19 protein-coding genes are annotated in these 19,588 nt (G+C 53.8%); 11 read left to right on the top strand and 8 right to left on the bottom strand.

Annotated elements, in window-relative coordinates; translation table 11 throughout:
* Position 1: 1 nt before the first annotated feature.
* Positions 2 to 361: a DsrE family protein gene (locus tag WHS46_03130; GenBank protein MEJ5347665.1), complete on the bottom strand. Its 360-nt coding sequence runs from the start codon at positions 359 to 361 to the stop codon at positions 2 to 4.
* 438 nt (positions 362 to 799) lie between these two features.
* On the opposite strand from WHS46_03130, the gene WHS46_03125 reads away from it, so the two are divergent.
* From WHS46_03125 to WHS46_03110, 4 genes are all read left to right on the top strand, one after another.
* A complete protein-coding gene (locus WHS46_03125; protein MEJ5347664.1) occupies positions 800 to 1,138 on the top strand; it encodes a hypothetical protein in 339 nt (112 codons plus the stop codon).
* 42 nt (positions 1,139 to 1,180) lie between these two features.
* Entirely contained in the window at positions 1,181 to 1,474 is a 294-nt protein-coding gene (locus WHS46_03120) for a 4Fe-4S dicluster domain-containing protein (protein MEJ5347663.1), read from the top strand.
* A gap of 98 nt (positions 1,475 to 1,572) precedes the next feature.
* Entirely contained in the window at positions 1,573 to 1,779 is a 207-nt protein-coding gene (locus WHS46_03115; protein ID MEJ5347662.1) for a DsrE family protein, read from the top strand.
* 159 nt (positions 1,780 to 1,938) lie between these two features.
* Positions 1,939 to 3,351, top strand: coding sequence for a sigma 54-interacting transcriptional regulator (locus tag WHS46_03110; GenBank protein ID MEJ5347661.1), 1,413 nt, complete (start codon positions 1,939 to 1,941; stop codon positions 3,349 to 3,351).
* 230 nt (positions 3,352 to 3,581) lie between these two features.
* Here WHS46_03110 and WHS46_03105 read toward each other — a convergent pair whose 3' ends face one another.
* A complete protein-coding gene (locus WHS46_03105) occupies positions 3,582 to 6,788 on the bottom strand; it encodes a DEAD/DEAH box helicase family protein (GenBank protein ID MEJ5347660.1) in 3,207 nt (1,068 codons plus the stop codon).
* Complete coding sequence (locus WHS46_03100; GenBank protein MEJ5347659.1) at positions 6,788 to 7,378, bottom strand: class I SAM-dependent methyltransferase; 591 nt, start codon at positions 7,376 to 7,378, stop codon at positions 6,788 to 6,790. Before WHS46_03100 ends, WHS46_03105 begins: the two co-directional genes overlap by 1 nt.
* A gap of 221 nt (positions 7,379 to 7,599) precedes the next feature.
* Between WHS46_03100 and WHS46_03095 the strand changes: the two genes are divergently transcribed.
* Complete coding sequence (locus tag WHS46_03095; protein ID MEJ5347658.1) at positions 7,600 to 7,887, top strand: hypothetical protein; 288 nt, start codon at positions 7,600 to 7,602, stop codon at positions 7,885 to 7,887.
* A gap of 1,112 nt (positions 7,888 to 8,999) precedes the next feature.
* On the opposite strand, the gene WHS46_03090 is transcribed toward WHS46_03095, so the two are convergent.
* Complete coding sequence (locus WHS46_03090) at positions 9,000 to 11,030, bottom strand: sigma-54-dependent Fis family transcriptional regulator (GenBank protein MEJ5347657.1); 2,031 nt, start codon at positions 11,028 to 11,030, stop codon at positions 9,000 to 9,002.
* A gap of 295 nt (positions 11,031 to 11,325) precedes the next feature.
* Here WHS46_03090 and WHS46_03085 point away from each other — a divergent pair, with 295 nt between their 5' ends.
* From WHS46_03085 to WHS46_03060, 6 genes are read left to right on the top strand one after another with little or no spacing between them, the layout of a single operon-like run.
* Positions 11,326 to 12,660, top strand: a complete 1,335-nt coding sequence (locus tag WHS46_03085) for a dihydrolipoamide acetyltransferase family protein (GenBank protein ID MEJ5347656.1) — start codon at positions 11,326 to 11,328, stop codon at positions 12,658 to 12,660.
* A 15-nt stretch (positions 12,661 to 12,675) separates the two neighbouring features.
* Positions 12,676 to 13,038, top strand: coding sequence for a Lin0512 family protein (locus WHS46_03080; GenBank protein ID MEJ5347655.1), 363 nt, complete (start codon positions 12,676 to 12,678; stop codon positions 13,036 to 13,038).
* A gap of 40 nt (positions 13,039 to 13,078) precedes the next feature.
* A complete protein-coding gene (locus WHS46_03075) occupies positions 13,079 to 14,038 on the top strand; it encodes a thiamine pyrophosphate-dependent dehydrogenase E1 component subunit alpha (protein ID MEJ5347654.1) in 960 nt (319 codons plus the stop codon).
* A gap of 54 nt (positions 14,039 to 14,092) precedes the next feature.
* The gene (locus WHS46_03070; protein ID MEJ5347653.1) at positions 14,093 to 15,067 is read left to right on the top strand and encodes an alpha-ketoacid dehydrogenase subunit beta; all 975 of its coding nucleotides are present in this window, start codon (positions 14,093 to 14,095) and stop codon (positions 15,065 to 15,067) included.
* A gap of 34 nt (positions 15,068 to 15,101) precedes the next feature.
* Positions 15,102 to 16,094, top strand: a complete 993-nt coding sequence (locus tag WHS46_03065) for an NAD(+)/NADH kinase (protein MEJ5347652.1) — start codon at positions 15,102 to 15,104, stop codon at positions 16,092 to 16,094.
* Between the two features lie 31 nt (positions 16,095 to 16,125).
* Entirely contained in the window at positions 16,126 to 16,437 is a 312-nt protein-coding gene (locus tag WHS46_03060) for a DUF6506 family protein (protein MEJ5347651.1), read from the top strand.
* Positions 16,438 to 16,498: 61 nt separating this feature from the next.
* Here WHS46_03060 and WHS46_03055 read toward each other — a convergent pair whose 3' ends face one another.
* The 4 genes from WHS46_03055 to WHS46_03040 all read right to left on the bottom strand — a co-directional run bounded on the left by WHS46_03055 (position 16,499) and on the right by WHS46_03040 (position 19,441).
* Positions 16,499 to 16,825, bottom strand: a complete 327-nt coding sequence (locus WHS46_03055; protein MEJ5347650.1) for a carboxymuconolactone decarboxylase family protein — start codon at positions 16,823 to 16,825, stop codon at positions 16,499 to 16,501.
* 242 nt (positions 16,826 to 17,067) lie between these two features.
* Positions 17,068 to 18,045 carry a lipoate--protein ligase gene (locus tag WHS46_03050; protein ID MEJ5347649.1) on the bottom strand — a complete coding sequence of 326 codons (978 nt, stop codon included), beginning with the start codon at positions 18,043 to 18,045 and terminating at the stop codon, positions 17,068 to 17,070.
* A 301-nt stretch (positions 18,046 to 18,346) separates the two neighbouring features.
* Complete coding sequence (locus WHS46_03045; protein ID MEJ5347648.1) at positions 18,347 to 18,928, bottom strand: hypothetical protein; 582 nt, start codon at positions 18,926 to 18,928, stop codon at positions 18,347 to 18,349.
* A 180-nt stretch (positions 18,929 to 19,108) separates the two neighbouring features.
* Positions 19,109 to 19,441, bottom strand: a complete 333-nt coding sequence (locus tag WHS46_03040; protein ID MEJ5347647.1) for a hypothetical protein — start codon at positions 19,439 to 19,441, stop codon at positions 19,109 to 19,111.
* Positions 19,442 to 19,588: the final 147 nt, after the last annotated feature.

The following is a 19,588-nucleotide window of genomic DNA, read 5'->3' as shown; positions in this document are numbered from 1 at the left end:
ATTAGAAAGTGAAAACCTTATATTCCGGATCCCCCATCATTTTCACAAGCACGGGAGCGGGAGAGATCACGGCGCCTTCAACGAGATCGTCGGGCGAAATCAGACGCTTGTCCGCACAGGCCTTGCAAACATGAATCGGCGTTTTGCGCGCGATAAGTTTATCCAGCAGATCCTTCATGTGTTCCCCGGTGGAAGACCGAATGCCTTCTGCCATCCCGATTTGAGCCCAATGAATGGCATCGTCGATCAAAAACACTTCGACCTGATGACCTTCCTCCGCCGCAAGGCTCGCAAACTGCATGGCCCGCGTCGCGCTGCCCGACCGCTCAAACCCGATAGAAATGACAAAACATAACTTCATAACTTCTCTCCTTTCTTGCATGTCCTAGTCATCCTCATGGCCTTTAGTCCCCCCACGACACGCACGCTGGTCTTCGTCCAACGCCTACCCCTGCATACTTATGCAAAATTCTTGCCCATAGAAAACGCGAGCAACGCCCATCACCTGGACCCAGCTTAGAAGCGTCGTCTAAGCGCTGGGCATCCTTTTCAAGGGGTAGCCATATTAACACGCGTTAAGAGCCGGCATTAACAGGCGTTCACTTTTAAACAGGTGATTTTAAACAGGGGAGTTTAATGTCAAGATTTCAGGTGGAAGCTCTACCTAAGACTCCATAGGTGTTCTCTTTGTCAAAGCCAAAGTCGCCCTCGGCCCATTACGAAGCCATGGTGGAAGCCATTGCCGCCGACGAAGCGGTAGAGGCGCATTGCCCGGGCTTGGCCGAAACAGGAGAGAAAAATGGATGCCGTGACGGAACGTTGCCCGACCAAAAACCAACAAAAGGAAATTCTCAAACACTTGCTCCAACTCCGTCGGAACACCGTCCAGAAAGTGGCCGTGGAGGTGAAGGTGCAGAAGAAAATCATCGCCTCCATGTTGAAGACTCTTGGCGAAGGTCCCAAAACGGTGCCTGAGCTGGCCGAGGCCGTCGGCCTTTCCCCTCAGGAAGCCTTCTGGTGGATCGCATCGCTCAAAAAGTACGGCATGGTCGGGGAAGGTGAAAAGCGAGGCTTCTACGACACGTATGTCCTTGCGAACAAAGGCCTTTCTGGAAGTGGTGAACACGAGGCATCCTAACCTGTGCAGCCCCTTGTGAAGGGAAAATGACGGAGGCCGACAATGGCTCTCGTGGACCTCTCTTTTTCCGAAGTGTTGGAGCGTTTTGGGGCTCCCAAGACTTTGGAGTGTTTCCATTGCGGCACATGCGCCGCCATCTGTCCTCTCCTGGACGAGCATTTTCCTCGGCGAGTGATTCGTTACGCCCAGATCGGGGCCGCGGACCGCCTTCTGGCATCGAGTACGGAGCTGTGGCGCTGTCTTCATTGCGGTTTGTGCGCCCAGACGAAGGAGTTGAACCATGGCGAAAGATCGTCTACATCGTCACCCACGCGGGGGATGATCCGGAACGGGTAAGCTTCCCCTTTGTGTTGGCCAACGCCGCACAAGCCATGGATGTGGAGGCCGTGGTCGTGTTGCAAGGACCGGCGGTTTTTCTCGCAACCCATGGATGATTGCAGCACGTCTTTGCGGCCGGCCTTCCACCCCTCAAGGATCTGGTGCAAAACTACGTGGATGCCGGCGGGAAAATTCTCGTTTGCGGTCCGTGCATCAAAGAAAGGCGCATTGATGAAAGTGAACTGATTCCCGGGGCTCAGGTGACCGCCGCCGGTGCCTTGACCCAACATATTCTGGAAGCCAAAGCCACCTTGGTGTCCTAAGCAAGCCTCAGCCAAAAGACCTCGGGACATCCCCGGTGTTCCGAGGTTTCAGTTCATTCCGCCTCCTGCCTCTTGGTTCCGTCGACGAAAATGGTATACTGCGACTTGAGAAATCGCGGGCCGATCTGTCCGAAAATCGGGTTGAAGGAAGGCCGCAGTATGACGGATATTCGATACTATTTGGAAGATATTGTAAACACCATGAACGACGGCCTGATGGTCGTTGGGCCGGATGGATCCATTCTCATGGCCAATGATGCGTTGTGCCGCATCACCGGCTATCGACGGGAAGAACTTCTCGGCAAATCATGCGCCCTTTTTCAATGCGACAGTTGCGAAGCCGAACGCCGTGAGGGCGGCGCCTTGTGGTGCAATCTCTTTACCCTAGGGGCCATGCACCATCGACGTTGCATGGTGGTTCGAAAGGACGGCGGCTACGTGCATGTGTTGAAGAACGCCTCCGTGTTAAAAGACGAAAAGGGCGAAACCATCGCCGCCGTGGAAACCCTTACCGACATTTCCGAATTGGACCGCAAAGAAGAACAGATTGTCCGCCTGAGCCGTCTTTTGGACAGAGAAAAAGGTTTTCGAGGCATCGTCGGAACCTCGCCGGCGATGCAAAAAGTCTTTGATATCACGGAAAAAGCGGCGCAAAGTGACGCCCCCGTGATCATCTATGGGGAAAGCGGGACGGGAAAAGAGCTCATCGCTCGAGCCATTCACGATTTGGGCCCTCACCGGGACGGCCCGTACATACAGGTCAACTGCGCCGCCCTCAACGAATCCCTTTTGGAAAGCGAACTCTTCGGCCATGTGAAAGGGGCTTTTACGGGAGCCACCAGCCATCGAGAGGGACGCTTTGAGGCGGCCAATGGGGGAGACATTTTTCTGGATGAAATCGGAGATGTACCTCTTTCCATTCAGGTGAAACTCTTGCGTGTGCTGGAAAACAAGACGGTGGAAAGGGTAGGGGATCATCGTCCCATTCGGGTGGATGTGCGCATTATCACGGCCACCAATCGTGATCTTCCGAAGCTGGTTCGCGAGGGCGCTTTTCGTGAGGATTTCTTTTTCCGCATCAATGTCATTCCCATCTTTCTGCCTCCTTTACGCGAGAGGATGGAAGACCTGCCGCTTTTGGTGGATGTTTTTCTCGAGCAACAGCGGCGTAAGGCGAAGCGCGTTTACGGCGTGCACCCTCAGGCCATGGCTGTGCTTATGGCTTACCGCTGGCCGGGAAACGTTCGGGAATTGAAGAGCACTCTGGAATACGCCTGTGTGGTAGCCGAAGACGGTCTTATTCGCCCCGAACATTTGCCTCCCCATGTGGTTCACTCTCAGGAGTCCGCATGTCCTTCCGCGTCTTCAAGGGATGTTCCGACGGCGCCGACAGTGGCCGTGAGCGTTCGCGAACCGCGCCGAGACCGACGACGTCAAGAGCTCATCGAGGCGCTGCGCAAGGCCGGAGGCAACCAGAGCGAAGCGGCTCGCATCCTCGGTGTGAGCCGCGTAACCGTCTGGAACCGCATGAAGCGTTATCAGATCGACCTCCAAAAGATAATTTCAGCATAAACTCGGCCGGTTTTTCCTAAACGAAAGGGCCTACGCGGTTTTCGCGGTCCGGGTGCCGCTTGTCCGAAATTCCTGACCATCCCGACAAGCGCGACTATGAGCGCGACGCCTTGCCCGATCATCCCTTGCAATCCCGAAAAGCCCTTATTCGTGGCTTCAAAACGCTTTTTCGAAGCGTTGAAGGGAAGCTATCTGGATCTCTGTAGAAAAGAAATTCATGACAACTTTCTTCAGTATGTGTATGGCAGCAATTCAAAGGTTGTGGAATTTACGCCGCCTTTTCGTGTCAGCACGAAGACCCTTTGGCCGATTCGAGGAGCGGCGGCGAAACGTTTTTGCATCGCTTGTAGAAGTCCCTCAGCTTCTGTGTAAACCAACCTGTAATGTCGCGATTCATCGGGCCTTAGCACTGTCACATCGTAACTCTGCCCTTCGTAAATCAGTCTGATTGTGCGCGCCTCACATGGCTCCAGAGGGCTCCGCAGATCGACACCGTTTTGTCTTCTGTAGAAGATATGCTCTGCAAAGCGGGGTTCTAACGCAAATCCCCATTGCAGGAGGGAAGTGTCATAAGGGATTGTTTGCCGTAAACGTCGCCTTTGGAAATAGCGTGTTAGCTCAAAGGTTGTTCGGTCCTCCACGAGTTCCCTATAGAAAGGATCTTCCCAATAGGGGGCAACCTCGTCTTTCACCCGAAAAGTTTCGTCTCTTTCTAAGATAAACCAGTCCTTATCCGTATTGCTCAAGTATTTGAGCGGCATGTTAAGGATGTGGGAACGTACTTTGCGAAGCGGAAATTCGTCGGGCTTCAAAGCATTAGCCAGGGCATCATAATCGAAGATCATCTCTCGGTTTTGAAGGTAGAATTTAAGAAAACCCTCTGCGATCTCATCCACAGACCAGCGGGTACCCGGCAATTGAAGCAACACTTTGAGCACAACCATTTTGTAAGAACGAGTAGGGCTAAGTTCGGTTTCAAGGTGCCTAAGGAAGGCTTCACCCGGAGTATCCAGCAGGACCCTCTCATTATGGGGCAGTGTCCCTTCGCAAAAAAGTTTGGCCCGCAACCAACTACCAAATTCCAGCACAAAAGCTTTTGGATCCAGTCGCGATGAGATCCCGAGCAGATCCATGAGCTGTGGGGACTTTTCCCCGAGGTTTTCACGAATTTCCAGGTACCACGCCTTTAGGCGGTCCCTGCGTGACACCCCTTCCAGAATTTGACGGATCTCCTGGTCCCAAATTCGTTGAGCTTCCAGATCCGCGTCGACAAAACAGCACGCCGGAAGCAAAGACTGCAAAGACGCTTCCTTAAATTTAGGCAGTTCACCAATGGCCTCGGCCAAAGATGTGTAGCCTATAAGGGCAAGCGGAGCTATATGGGCTTTTCGAAAATTACCAACAAAATCGATGATCACCGTGAAATCTTTACCCGGCGCACGCCGCAAACCTCGGCCAATCTGCTGCAAAAAGACAGTGAACGACTGAGTAGGTCTTAAAAGGACAATGTGAGAAAGGTTGGGAATGTCTATTCCTTCGTTGAACACGTCCACGCAGCAGATAACGTTAAGCGGATCATTTTCGTTTTGCAGTCGATCAATGAGCAACTGCCTTTCTTGTGGGGAATGTTCGCCCACCAAGTAAGCAGCCTCTATGTCATGCTTTGCTGACAGTGTCCGGGCTGTATACTTGGCATGGGCAATGCTGCTGCAAAAGGCCAATGCTTTGACCTTGCCGCTGGATGGAAGGAACTTTCGAAGATTATGAGCCACGATTTGAGTGCGTGTATCCGTGCTTAAGGCTTCCTCTAGTTTCCTTTCATCGTAGAAAGTTCCTCGCCAGGGGATTTGTTCATAGTCCGTTGGGTCATAGATCGCATAGTATTGAAAAGGAGTCAGCCAACCTCGATCGACGGCTTCTATGAGGCGGACTTCGTAGGCTATGTTGTAGTTGCAGAGCCGCAGGACATCTTGGCCGTCCGTGCGTTCTGGAGTTGCTGTCAGGCCGAGAAGAAAGCGAGGCTGAAAGTACTCAAGCACACGTGCATAGCTTGCGGCAGCCGCATGATGAAATTCATCGACGACGATGTAATCGAAGTGATCACGTGGAAACCGGGACAGATGTTCCGGTCTCGAAAGTGTCTGAATCATCGCAAAAGCAATGTCGGGAAGATGATCCACCGAATTGCCACCGCCAAGGATGGTTCCCAAATCTTTTTGGTCCAGCACATCTGAAAAGGAGCGACGAGCCTGGCTCAGAATGTTTTCTCGATGGGCAATGAAAAGAAGTCTTTGAAACCCGCTTTGACGAAAATCAAAAGCGGCCAAGTATGTCTTCCCGAGCCCCGTGGCCGCTACCACCGCCGCTTGTTGAACACCTTCCGCCCTGAGAGAGGCGAGGCGCTCCAGGGCCTCTTGTTGGGCAGCATTGGGATGTACTTGCTTTCTGGATGCAAAAGAGGCTTGTTTTGCACTGAACATATCTATGAAAATCGACGGTTGATACCTTTTTCGATACACCTGTAGAAATTCATCGTTCAACTCCACGGAGAATTCGTTCCACATTCGGTCGAATTCTCGCTTGGCGTAGGCAAAAGGACTGAAACAACCGTCAAAAGGAAGGTTTATTTCCATTGAACTGAAATAGTTCCATTCTATGTTCGAAAAAAAACCACCCTGCGTAAAGTTTGAGGAGCCCAGGATGAGGCTCCCATTTTTTTCATCTCGTTCAAACAAATACGCCTTTGCATGAAAATTTGGAGGATTCTCTTCAAGGGGCACGTCAGGAGGATGAAAAACACGAACGTTCGCCCCTGGCACGTGGTAAAGGATCTGCTCTAGATGCTCGGGCCGGTTAAGATTACCCATCGTAGAAAGCAAAATGCGTAAGGATCCGCCCCGTTGTGTGAACTGCACCAGGTCTTTGAGCAAGAGGTTCGTCACGGCGGGTGTATAAAAGGCGGACGCGATGGAAACCGTGCTGCTCTGAAGGAGGAGCGCTTTGACCAGTTCGATCAGGGTCGTGTGGTCCAGAGGAATGAAGAAGAGCCGAGGAAATTCTGGCGGGATCGGAAAGGGTGCCGGTGATCCCGTGTATTCTAAAACAATATTTCGGTCAAAGCCGCCATGTTTAAGCCTTTTGTCACTGCGGGCGCGTAGCAGCTCATCGAGAGTGAAACCTTGTTGTTGGAGAAGTCTTAAAGTGATTTCTAAGAGATCGGCCGCTTCATCGAGGATATTCTCAGGAGTATCGCTATGCCAAGCTCGAAAGAGCTCATGAGCTTCTTCCAAAAGCTTCAATCCTAGCGCCCGCCTCAGTTCCGTTGCGTGCGCTTCATGGATCGCGAATGGTTTACCAGTTGTTGCGATCCGTTCCGGAATGCGGTCGCGAACGAGTTTGAAGAAAAAACCGTTTTCGTGCTTTCTGCTTGAGCTCATTAAGATTTGTCTTTCCCCAATTGAAGCACGTAGCTCAACCAGATTTCCTGGCTACCTATCGACGAAACAGATCTTGCTTGATACAGGACGGTCAGATTTAGTTCATCAAAAAGCCTTCGAAGCTCCTTGTCTTGCCACAGATAAAAAGTACGCCCGTCCGGTGCCGTCCATAGGCCACAGCCTTCTTTCATGCTGACAAGAATGTAGCCTCCATCTCGAAGAGCCTTCAGCATTCGTTGTAATGTTAAATGGACTCGCTTCGGCGGCAGATGCACCAGCGCTCCAACCAGCACAAGGGCATCGACTTGTAGTGTGTTGAAGTCAAAAATTTCAAAGTCTGCCTCAAGGATTTGGGCCCCGGTGGCATCCCGGGCCAGGCAGGCAAGGCCTGGGGAGCGTTCCAATCCGGTGACTTTGTATCCTTGCCGTTGAAACCAAGAAAGGTCCCTTCCAGATCCACATCCAATGTCCAGTACATGAGCCGGAGGAGGTAGGAACCGGGTCAAGGGTTGCAGGAAAGAGGTTGGATCTATGAAAAACGTCTTGCGATGGTACTCTTCGAAATGGGTCGCGTAATAGTCGTCCGTCATTCTTTCGGCCGCTGATCGCACATTATGAGAAGGTCCTAGAAATGGCTGCGAGCACAAATGGCTTTCAACATGCTCCCGGCCTCAAACGCCTGCACGAATTGGCCAAGCAAGGTTATATCCTATCCATTCATTAGTCTAGATTTTTGGAACATGGTTTTGGGGCATGTCATTACGATTCTGAACATTAAACCTGTGTCAAGGTCAACCTGAGAACCTGCGAGGTGGATGTTTTCGATCATCGGTCACAGGTGAGGCAGGAGCTTCTTTTCTTCAAAGAGCGTTACGTGCGGCCGGACCATCCGGATTGGAAAACATGGGCAGCTCAAAGCCGCTCCCTACAGGAGATCGGCTTGAACCTGGAAGCCGGCTTCGGACCATACAAACAGGAACTGCTCCAGCTTTCGGCTCAACACCCTTGGCTGCGCTACCTGTTGGATCCCGCTATGAGCGCAGGAGCTGAAGAAGAACATCCGGAAAAAGAAACCGACTTTGCCGGTAAGAAATCATAGGGTTGAAGATGAACAGGCAACCCGTAAAGCCGCCTCTCAGCCGTTTTCCCTATGGAGCTGGACATCCCGTAGTCCCAGCTCACTTTGCTTTACGCATAAGGTTCATTGCGATTGAGTAGATGTGTCCCTTTGACGGCGCCTTCGGCCTGATTCGCATGAAGAACCTCCTCGGCGTTATGGAAGCTCTCGCCCACCAACTCTTCAAGGGACGACGCTTCGGTTCCATACCCCGAACCACAAAGGGCAAAAGAGCCGACGAGACGACCACCCTCAACCCTAGGTTGATCCGGGGGACCTTTTATCCGCGTTCCCCTATTGCGACTCTTGCTTTCACGGCCGAAAAAAATGCCTCCGGCCTTGGCTCTAGCTTCCTTGCCGGTTGCCGCAGGTGCCTTCCCCATGGGTGACTATCCTCTTTAAACAGGCTATGCGTTATGCATCCTTTGGCCGCTCTGGGGCATCCACATTCATAGATCTCAAAACGAGCGGCGTCATGCCAAACTTGATCAGATACCCGCAGGTCCATGGCTTTGAGAAATTCAAGATACAATCGAAATGAGGCATGAAAGATCTTGGTAAGAATAGGAGGTGACATTTCAACACACGGCAATCAGTGGTCACGCCGACAAAGGACAGATGGATCACGTCCGGCATACGTCAGAGCCAGAACCCATCCATGCCAAGATTCACAACGCTCTTGGGCTGCCAACGCGCCCGCTCAAGAGCGGCAAGCGCGTTGACTGAAAAATCCGTAGTGGAAAAGAAAAAACATAAAGCAGGTAATAACAATAAGTTAAGCCGAAAAATGACAAACATGGGGTAACGGAAAGCCGGACTATTGGCGCAGGAGAAATAGCCCATAACATGCGGCTCAACCCGACGCCGCACCACGCGGCTGCATCACACAAGGTGGTGCCTTTTGATAGTCCTGGGTGCTCCGCTGGCGCGGGTTAGCCGCGGCGTTGGCTTAGGCGAGATCCAACGGGTGTGCTCGCAGATTCGCCAAGAGTGCCGCAACGTCACGGACATGAGCCATGGGCTGCCGACCAGAACCGAAATTGTGCGATTCTTGAACACTGAAAAATGCTTTTTCCTGAGGTGCGACTTCCCGGTCAGAGGATTTTGTGTTTTTTCAGTTTGCTGTAAAGTGTGTTTCGCCCGATTCCTAAGGCCCGTGCGGCTTCAGAGATGTTTCCCTTGAAATGGAAGTAAGCTTTTCGGATGCATTCCGCTTCGAGGCGCTTCAAGTTAAAATGCGAAATCTCCGGTGAAGATGTCGGCATAGTCGTGGTCTGTATGAGATCTTCCGGAAGACATTCCGCAGAAAGTACATCTGCCGGCATAACGGCAATGGCTGCCTCTATGGCATAACAGAGCTCCCTCACATTGCCGGGCCAATGATAATGATGCAAAGCTGCGTAGAAATCGGGTAGAACAGCCCGAACCTTTCGATCCAATTTTTTCCCATGTTGAGCAATGAAATGTTGAATCAAAAGTTCCAGATCTTCACCGCGTTCCCGCAATGGAGGCAAAGAGATGCGGACCACATTGAGCCGATAATAGAGGTCTTCTCGAAACTGACCGGCTGCAACCCTTTGGGACAGGTTCCTGTGGGTTGCGGCAATAATTCGAACATCCACGGCGGTAGGTTTCGTGCCCCCTACACGAGTTACCTGCCCTTCCTCTAGAACCCGCAGAAGATTGACCTGCATGTCCAAGGGCATTTCCGCGATTTCATCCAAAAAGATGGTTCCTCCGGAGGCTAATTCGAATTTCCCGGGAGAGCCTCCACGCCGTGCCCCGGTAAACGCCCCTTCCTCATACCCAAAGAGCACACTCTGGACGAGCCCCGGCGGAATGGCCCCGCAGTTCACCGCCACAAAAGGACCTCGACGCCTTCGGCTCGCCCTGTGAATGGCTCGAGCCAAAACCTCTTTTCCCGTGCCGCTCTCACCGACAACAAGCACGGTGGTATCGGTTCGAGCCACACGTCTGGCCACGTCCACGGCTTTGCGAATGGCTGCACTTCGGCCGAGCAACGTCCCGAAGGGATCTTCTTCCCCGTCCGGCAACGTTTTGGCCTTTCGTAAGGGTCTTGATTGTTGAAGGATCAAGCACGCGCCCATGCTGGTTCCATTTCGGCTGCAAACGGGATGAGCGAAAGCCGTTACGGAAGCATTGCCGCGACATCGAACAGGGATCACGCTCTCTTTGGAACCGAAACCGCTCTTAAAGGAGTCCTTCCATGGATGTGGAAGGTCGAACCAGCTGCCTGCCTTGGCACCGCACAGTTGGTTTCGAGGTGTCCTGAGAAGATGCGCGGCCGCTTCATTTCCTTCCAGGATTTTTCCCTCGGGATCCACAAACAGCAGCCCGACGGTAACGCCGCCGGACAGCTTTTGCACCAAATCACAAGCTCGGAACATGTGTTGGGCCGCCTCGATCCGATAGAGACGGCTCTCAATGAGACGCGCTCCGTGCAGGGCAAACTCCAATGCCTGCCCGTGATCCGCGTCGATGGGACCGGAAATGTCCAACACCGCCAAAGGCTTGCCGTCCCATCCAAAGATGGGCACGGCGGAGCAAATCCAACTGTGATGACTTTCGCAAAAATGTTCTTTTCCCTGGACTCGAAGAGGATGACCGCATTGTAAAGCGGTGCCGATGGCGTTGGTCCCGACGCTGCTTTCAGACCAATTGGCTCCGGGACCGAAATTCAACCGATCCGCCGCGCTCAGTGCCTTCACATCCCCGAACATTCCCAACAAATAGCCGCGTCTTTCACTGACCGTGACAAGAAGTCCCCGATCACGGATGAGGCCGTAAATTTCGGCTTGGACATCCAAAGTGAGGTCCTTGAGAAATTGGAACTCATCCCCTAATTCGCCCTCGGAACGAATATCACGACATTTTGCTTGGGCGGGATCCACCCCGCTTTGCCTGCAACGCGACCAGGACTGAAGGATGATCTCACGAACACACTCCCGGGATACGCCTTTCAGCACGTAATCCCTCCAGGTTTTCATGTCCAGGTCGGGCGCCGATAAAATCAAAGATGGTTTTTGAGAAGCACCGGACGTCTTCTTCGCCCACGAAGACGGTACAAGTTGAAATCTCGATCCCTGCCAGACCAATTCGTACATGGTTCTCACCTCCTGTGAGAAGGGAGAAACCTATCGTTTAGGCCGGAAGATGCCCCTTGCGGAGCGCCTTCTGTTTCCACTACCCTTATTCATTAAACGAACCCGATTTGCTTTCCAACATCTTTTTCCGGTGAACCCTACGAGGTCAGGACGTCTGTTCGAAAACGGAACAGTTCTCGAAATGGGCCACCTGCAAGCCATTGTTTCTCCATGCTTCTTTCCTGGCACCTCTTTTGCCCTGAAGATCACGTGAAAATGCCCGGCCCAATGTGCTGCCCATGGAAGGAGGAAAGTCGTGGCTGTTCAGGTTTTCATGCCCAAATGGGGCCTCACCATGACCGAAGGCAAAATCACCCGGTGGTTTAAGAAGGAAGGCGACCAGGTGGTTGAGGGTGAGCCCCTTTTCGAAGTGGAGACAAGCAAGATTACGAACAAGGTGGAATCGCCCGCCACCGGCATTCTTTTCCAGATTCTGGTTCCTGCCGGGGAAACGGTTCCCGTAAATACTCTGGTTGCGGTCATTGCCGAACCCGGTGAGAAGATCGAAGGCATCACAGGGCCATCGGCTGTCTCTGAAGCCCTTGCGCCGAAACCTGAAACGGAAACGGTTTCCAAGCCTTCATTTGTGCGGGCGACACCGGCGGCACGCCGCTTGGCCAATCAGTGGGGACTGGAGTTGGCGGCGATTGCGGGTTCCGGCCCCGAAGGAAGGGTAACGGAGCAAGACGTCCGCCGGCACAAGGAACAGTTGCAAACGGCGCCGGCCATCAGCCCCCAGGCCAAGGTCTTGGCAGAAAAGGAAGGGATCGACCTGGCCACGGTTCAAGGAACGGGCGAAGGAGGCCGGATCACTAAAGTGGATGTTTTGCGTGCCGTTGAAGCAAAGAAAAAGGCTTTAACGGGGCAAGAACCTCACGGCGCCGAAAAAACCAGGCTGTCTCCCGGAACCGTACTGCCGCTCACCGGCATACGCAAGATCATCGCCGACAACATGATGGCCAGCTTGCATCAGTCGGCGCAACTGACGGTGTTTGTGGAAGTGGACGTGACCGAACTTCTGAGGCTCAGGGACCATCTTCGTGCAAGATTTTCTTCACCCAACGATCCAAAGATCAGTATCAATGAACTTATCTGCTACGCCGTGTGTCGGGCTCTTCAACGTGTTCCCGTGATGAATTCCTGGCTGACGGAAGAGGGCATCCGCATCCACGAAGGGGTTCATCTGGGCATTGCCGTGGCACTGCCCGAGGGGCTCATTGTTCCCAACGTGAAAAACGCCCATCAAAAAGGCCTGCTGGAATTGTCTCGGGACATAAGAGAACTGGTGACCAAAGCCCGGGAAAACCGCCTCACCGTGGATGAAATCCAAGGCGGGACCTTTACCGTTACCAACGTCAGTCGACAAGGGGTGGATGGTTTTACACCCATTCTAAACCCGCCGGAAACAGGCATCCTGGGTGTGGGACGAGTGATGCTCAAACCCGCCGTGTTTCAGGACCAAATCCAGATTCGAAGCCTCATGACCCTCAGCCTCACTTTCGATCATCGTGTCACCGACGGGGTCCCGGCCATGACCTTCTTGAGAACCTTGGCGGATTACCTAGAAGAGCCCGCCACCTTGATTGCTTAAAGGAGGAACCAGGCTATGGGTCTCAAAAGGTTTGTCGTCGAACTGGGTATGGGCGTGGATTTGCACGGTGAAAACATGACAAAAGCCGCCTGCCGGGCTGTGCGGAACGCCATCGGGCGCAGCTGTCTGTGTGGGTTGATCGAGATTCTCGGTCTTGAGAGTTTGGAAGAGGTGCAGGTGGAGATCCTCGTGGCCTGTCCCGATCCGGGTCGGGTCGACCGGGACGTCGTTGCGGCCGAAGTTCCTATCGGCCGAGCAACGGTCAAGGTCATCCCCGGGGGCATGACGGCGCCTGGGATTTGCGTGGACCGTTTCGCTAAAGACTGCGACCGGATTGCCGTGGCCAACGTAGCGATCACCGTGTCCGTGGATTCCTAGGAGAACGGGTGCCAAAGGCAACCCGCTTGGGAGGTGCCCCATGAGTTTGAGCGAAGAAAAACTTTTGCAGATGTACACCACCATGCTCCGCATTCGAGAATTTGAAAGCAAGGTTCAGGAGTTTTTCGCCGCAGGCAAGATTCCCGGGTTCGTGCATCTGTACATTGGGGAAGAAGCCGTGGCCACCGGAACATGCGCCGTTCTGAACCCCTCCGATTACATCACCAGCACCCACCGAGGGCACGGCCATCTGATCGCCAAAGGCGGGGACCTGAAAGGAATGATGGCGGAACTCTTCGGCAAGAGAACCGGCTACTGCAAAGGCAAAGGGGGATCCATGCACATCGCCGATGTGGATCTCGGCATTCTTGGTGCCAACGGGATCGTGGGTGGAGGAGGTCCCATTGCCAACGGCGCCGCCCTGGCCGCGCAGTATCGCGGGACAGATCAAGTAGCGGTTTGCTTTTTCGGGGACGGCGCCGCCAACCAGGGCACGACGCAAGAAGCCATGAACTTGGCCAGCGCTTGGAAGCTTCCCGTCGTCTTCGTCAATGAAAACAACGGCTACGGTATCTCGTGCCCCACCTGCAAGTCCATGGCCGTCGCCGACATCGCCGATCGTGCCGCCGCCTACGACATGCCCGGCGTGGTTGTGGACGGCAACGACGTGGTGGCGGTTTACGAAGCGGTGGCGGAAGCCGTAGCACGGGCTCGCACCGGGAACGGGCCGTCCCTTATCGAGTGCAAGACTTATCGCTGGTGCGGCCATTTCGAAGGGGATGCTTGCACGTACCGGGACGAAGAGGAGGTCCGCGCTTGGAAGGAAAAAGATCCCATCGCCCGCTTTAGAGAAAAGCTTCTGGATCAAGGAATCCTTACGGAAGCCAAAGAGCGTGAGATTCGGGAAGGGATTGCCCGAGAACTGCAGGAAGCCATTCGATTCGCCGAAGAAAGTCCTCTGCCGGCGCCGGAAGAAGTTCTGGAAGACGTCTACGCGTAGCTGACAGGGACACCGTTGCATCGCCATCAACTCCAAGGTTTCAAGGAGAAAGCCATGCCGACCAAGACCTATCTTCAGGCCATCAACGAAGCCCTTCGTCAGGAGATGGAGCGCGATCCCGATGTGTTCATCATGGGGGAAGATGTGGGTCCCTTCGGAGGCTGCTTCGGCGTGACCAAGGGCTTGTACGAACAGTTCGGGGACAAGCGGGTCAAAGACACCCCCATCACCGAAAGCGCCATCATCGGGGCCGCCACAGGTGCTGCCGCGGCCGGGCTACGGCCTGTGTGCGAGATCATGTTTGTGGACTTCATTGGTGTGGCTTTGGACCAGTTGTTTAACCAAGCCGCCAAAATGCGCTACATGTTCGGCGGAAAAGCCAAAATCCCTATGGTGCTTCGAAGCCCGCAAGGGGCGGGCATCGGCGCGGCGGCCCAACATTCCCAAAGCCTGGAAGCCTGGTTCGCTCATGTGCCCGGGCTGAAAGTCGCTATGCCGGCGACGCCTTACGACGCCAAGGGCCTGCTCGTCACAGCCATTCGAGACGACAACCCGGTGGTCTTTCTGGAACATAAACTTCTTTACGGCCTGGAAGCTGAAGTTCCGGATGAGTTGTACACCGTTCCCTTTGGGAAGGCGGAAGTGCGAAGAACCGGGGAGGACGTGACCATCGTAGCCACGGCCAAGATGGTGCACACGGCCCTGGAAGCCGCGGATGTTTTGGCTAATGATGGAATCTCGGCTGAGGTCATCGATCCTAGAACCCTTGTGCCCTTCGACACCGAAACCGTGGTGGAATCGGTGAAGAAAACCCACGCCCTTGTGGTGGTCCATGAGGCGGTGAAACACGGTGGGTTCGGTGCCGAAATTGCCGCGCAGGTGGCTGAACTGGCATTTGACTACCTGGATGGACCCATCGTGAGGGTGGCGGCGCCGTTTACACCGGTGCCGTTCTCTCCACCCCTGGAACAAGCTTTCCTTCCCAAGGTGGACGACATTGTGAAGGCAGTGAAAACCATCCGCGGTTGAACGGCTGTGCCTCAAAGGGCGAAAAAGGACTCCCATGTCCGGCTCGGTAGGGATTGTGGCCAATCCGGCCTCTGGAAAAGATATTCGAAGGTTGGTGGCTCACGGCAGCGTCTTTGACAATCAGGAAAAGGTGCGCATCGTCCGACGCATCCTAATGGGCCTTGAGGCTGTCGGGGTACAATCGGTTTTCTACATGCCCGATGCCTATGCCATTGTGGATCGAGCCCTACGGGGCTGCTCTGTGGCTATGGATGTCAACCCAGTGCCCATGGCCGCTCAGGACAGTCAAGAAGATTCCGTAAAGGCTGCGGCTTGGATGGAAACCCAGCGTGTAGGTTGTCTCGTGGTCCTAGGCGGGGACGGTACATGCCGTGCGGTGACCAAAGGCACCCGATCCGTGCCTCTTCTTCCCATTTCTACAGGAACCAACAATGTGTTCCCACACGTCATGGAAGCTACCATTGCAGGACTGGCAGCCGGCTTGGTGGCCACCGGCGCTGTTCCTTTAGAAGAGTCGGCCTGCCGGGTCTCATGCCTGGAAGTGCTTTGTGATAACAGTCCTGGGGATCTCGCCCTTGTGGATGTGGCCGTCTGCGAAGGCAGTTTCATTGGAGCTCGAGCCATCTGGGAGGTGGAAAAGGTCCGGCAGCTTTTTCTTTCACGATGTCGGCCGGAATCCATCGGCCTGTCCGCGCTGGGAGGACAATTGACGACCATTGGCCCTTCAGAACCCACAGGGCTTCACATGGTCATGGGTGCAGGGGGCCCAAAAATTTCCGCGGCCATTGCGCCAGGGTTAATCCGAAGCGTTTCTGTGGAACGATTCGAAAGAATGATCCCAGGAAAGCCGTACCCGGTGCTGTGGCAGCACAGTGTTTTGGCTTTGGACGGGGAACGGGAAATGGAGGTCAAGCGGTCCATGTCCGTGGCCGTTCGGTTGTCTTTGGAGGGCCCGTTTGTGGTGAGTGTGCCGCGCGTCATGGAAAGGGCGCGAGACAAGGGTGTTTTTGTTGAACAACGGTCATGAGCCTCTTCAAGGAGGCCGAAAGGGGAAAAAGATGGGCGATGTTTTAAAAGCTGCGTTCCTTTTTGTCGCTCCGGAAGCCGACCCCGGCGTCCATCGCCAATGGGTGAAAACCCCGAAGGTTCATCTGCTGGTCCTGGGTGCATCAAGCTATCAAGCGGCGGCTGAAACGGCCAAAGAATTGGTGGCAAAAGAGGGAATTCAAGCCATCGAGCTCTGCGGTGGTTTCGGCCATCGTGGAACATCCCTGGTGGCGGAAGCTGTGGGGACATCGGTTCCCGTAGGTGTGGTCCGTTTCGACATCCATCCTGGGCTTGCCAACAGGAGCGGAGATTCACTGTTCTAATTGCCACCCTCATGAAAGCCGGGCCCGGGGAATCGCCCCGGGCCCGGACCTTCCAGCTGGATCAGCCGAAAAGATCCTCCAGAGCTTCAAAAACATACTTCAGATACATGAGTTTTGGGGATCCTCCCATGGCTACGGCCATGAGCGCCGCCTGCAGGATCTGGTCCCGCGATGCCCCTGCAGCAGCCGCGGCTTCCACGTGAATGGCGATGCACATGTCGCATTGAGACATGACGGAACAGGCCACGAGAATCAATTCTTTTTCTCGAGGAGTGAGACCCCCTTTAAGGGACATGGATTTGGTATATTCCAAGTATTTTTCGTAGACCTCGGGAACATGTTTTTGGATGGCCGCAAACGCTTCACTTGCTTTTTCCGCCGTATTCATCGAATGACCCCTCCTCCCGTCAACACATCGCATCGGCTGCCTCTTCCGGTACGCTAAAGACTTACTTTGGAAAGAAGAGCAAAGAGCATGCTGAGCTTTAGGGACAAAACAAAGGTGCCAATTGGTGATCAGAGAGAAAGATGAGCGGACAGTGATCGCCCGCGTGTTCAGATTTGGAACAGTCTTTTGAAAAGCCAGTTCCGAGATTGAACAGAGGGCAACCCTCCAGGGCTTTCAACCAGCTAAACCAACGCTTCGGCCAACTGGCGAGGCGATATCCCTTGGATGTAGTCCTGTACCGGCTGGGTTTCCAAATAGACGGCGAGTTCTTGCAGATCATGTCGTAGCCCTCTTAGGCATGACTCCAACTCGCCTATTGCCCCAGAGCCGAAAAAGTCCCCGAAGATACGTGCGTCTTGAATCACGCCTTCTTCGACTTCCAGATACACTTCCAGAACTCCCGCAGGAGTCTTGGTCACCTTCTGAAAGTTGTAAGCCGGCGAGTTACCGTAGTTCCACTCCCAGAGCCGGTAACGGGAGTCGGCTAACCGATCGATGGCGTCACAGTCGCTTGCGGAAAGGGTGACCGCTCGAGAGCTTTTCTTTTCTCGGATAAACTCAAACAGCTTATGCATGAACGCCTCCGCAGAGAGGTCAACGGCCAAATGCTCTCGAATATTGGTCACCCGCTTTCGAATGGAAGGAATGCCGCGATCCCTATATTTCACGTTCCCGACTCGCAGCGCCTCTTCCATGGTGCAGAGGTCCGTGTCAAAAAGGAGGGTTCCATGATGAAGTAGGTTGTCTCCGCGGCCGTACTGGGCATTGCCGGATATTTTAAACCCATGGACACAGATGTCGTTTCGACCGTCGAAGGCCGCCGAAACTCCAAGATCCAAAAGAAACTCCAAAACGGGAGCCGTCAACTCTTGAAAGGGAACCGGCTTTAACCCTCGGCCGGGCACGATGAACGTGAAATTAATGTTTCCCAGGTCGTGAAAAACAGCACCTCCACCGCTAAGTCGCCGCACCACGTGAATGCCCCTGGTTTCCACGAAGGTGCGATTGATTTGGGCGTAAGTATTTTGGTTCCGACCAACAATGACCGACTCACAATTCCTCCACAGAAGAAAACAAGGTTCCTCGGCCTTCTCCAAGAGGTATTCCTCAGCAGCCAGGTTCCACGCAGGATCCGTACTATCATGCAAAAGGCAAATCATGGTCCCAATATCCCTCCTTTTCAGGGATCATGTGCTTCGAAAGCTCTCCAACCCACTGAGTCCATACCCTTGTTGCGTGTTGTGGCCCAACACCAAAGTTCTTGGATGCAATCTTCGAGCTAAAAAACGTTCTTTTGAAAAATGCCGGAGTCTTACTTTCCGGCCGCTGTGGGTCACGGGTCATGGCTCGGCGTCCCGGCATCCTCTTGAGCCGGCCTTTGCAGCGTCTGCAGTTGTTGCATCGAAAAGATTATGGAAAAGATTGGCTAAGAGAAATGGAATGCCATGGCCGGGGTGCCCCTTATCCGAAAATACGGACCATACCGATAAGTGCCACGATGAACGCAACGCCTAGCCCGATCATCCATTGCAACTGGGAAAAACGTTTGTCTACGACTTCAAAGCGGGCCGCCATTTCACGTTGCAGCGCTTCAAAACGCTTGTCCATGGCTTCAAAACGGGTGGTTGTTTCACGCTGCTGCGCCTCAAAGCGCTTGTCCATGGCTTCAAAGCGGGTGGCTATTTGATGTTGCAGGGCTTCAAACCGCTTGTCTATGGTGTCGAATCGCTTTTCTGAAGCTTCAAAGCGGGCCGCCATTTCACGTTGCAGCGCTTCAAAGCGCTTGTCCATGGCTTCAAAACGCTTTTCCGAGGCGTTGAAATGAGCGATTTGGATTTCTTTGAGGCCTCGCAGCTCTTCCTCAACCCGAACGACCCTTTCCATCAGGGAAAGTTCCCGAACCCGCTGTTCGTTTTCCTGCACAAAAGCAACGAGCCTTTGAGCCACAATCTCATCGACTTTCTCTCGAAAGACGTGCTCAACGCTTTGGGTGATCCAATCCTTGAGTTCCCTCTCGCTCACTGAAGAACCGGAAAGGGTCATAGGAAGCGCTCCTTCTTTGCGGGTGATTCTTCGAAACTCTAGCACCCGTTTCTGCTGCTGACAAGATCGGCGGGAAGACACATCATGGCGGAGCGACACCAGTGGCTTTGAGCGCGGATTCGCGCCAAAGTGGCCGGATTAGGTGGCTTCATACTTAGGCTAAAGCGATCGCGAGGAAACTCAACGGGCTGGAAGTTCCCCTGGAAAATAGCCTAGAGGCCTCTCAAAGGTGTAGCCAAAGGGATCCCCTACCAGCTTTTGGGTGACTTCATTCATGTTTCCGGCCGCGGCGGCAAAGGGAGCGGCTACGACGGTTCCCAGAAGGCCGAGCACACAGGCGACCATACCTAAAGGACGCACCAAAAAAACATCAGCAAGCATGATGCCGCCGTCAGGAGTTTTTTGGGAAATCGGTTGTGATGTCGAGAAGCCATCACCGGCCATGGCATGAAAGCTTTGAAAGCAAAGAGCCAGAATGATCGACAGGACAAGGAGTTTTTTTAACGAGTTCATGGGATCATTCCTCGTTCTTGTGAGGGCTAAGGGGGCTAAATGGGACGGATACATCGGTCCGCCCCTCCAAGGGCACGTTTTTCCCTGCATGCTAAAGCAATCTTTTTCGCGCGGTTTTGGCGGCGTACATGTCGGTCCGCCCCTCCA

This window comes from Desulfosoma sp., assembly GCA_037481875.1.
GTDB lineage: Bacteria > Desulfobacterota > Syntrophobacteria > Syntrophobacterales > DSM-9756 > Desulfosoma.
The sequence above is the reverse complement of the archived record's forward strand: the minus strand, read 5'-3'. Positions and strand labels throughout refer to the sequence as shown.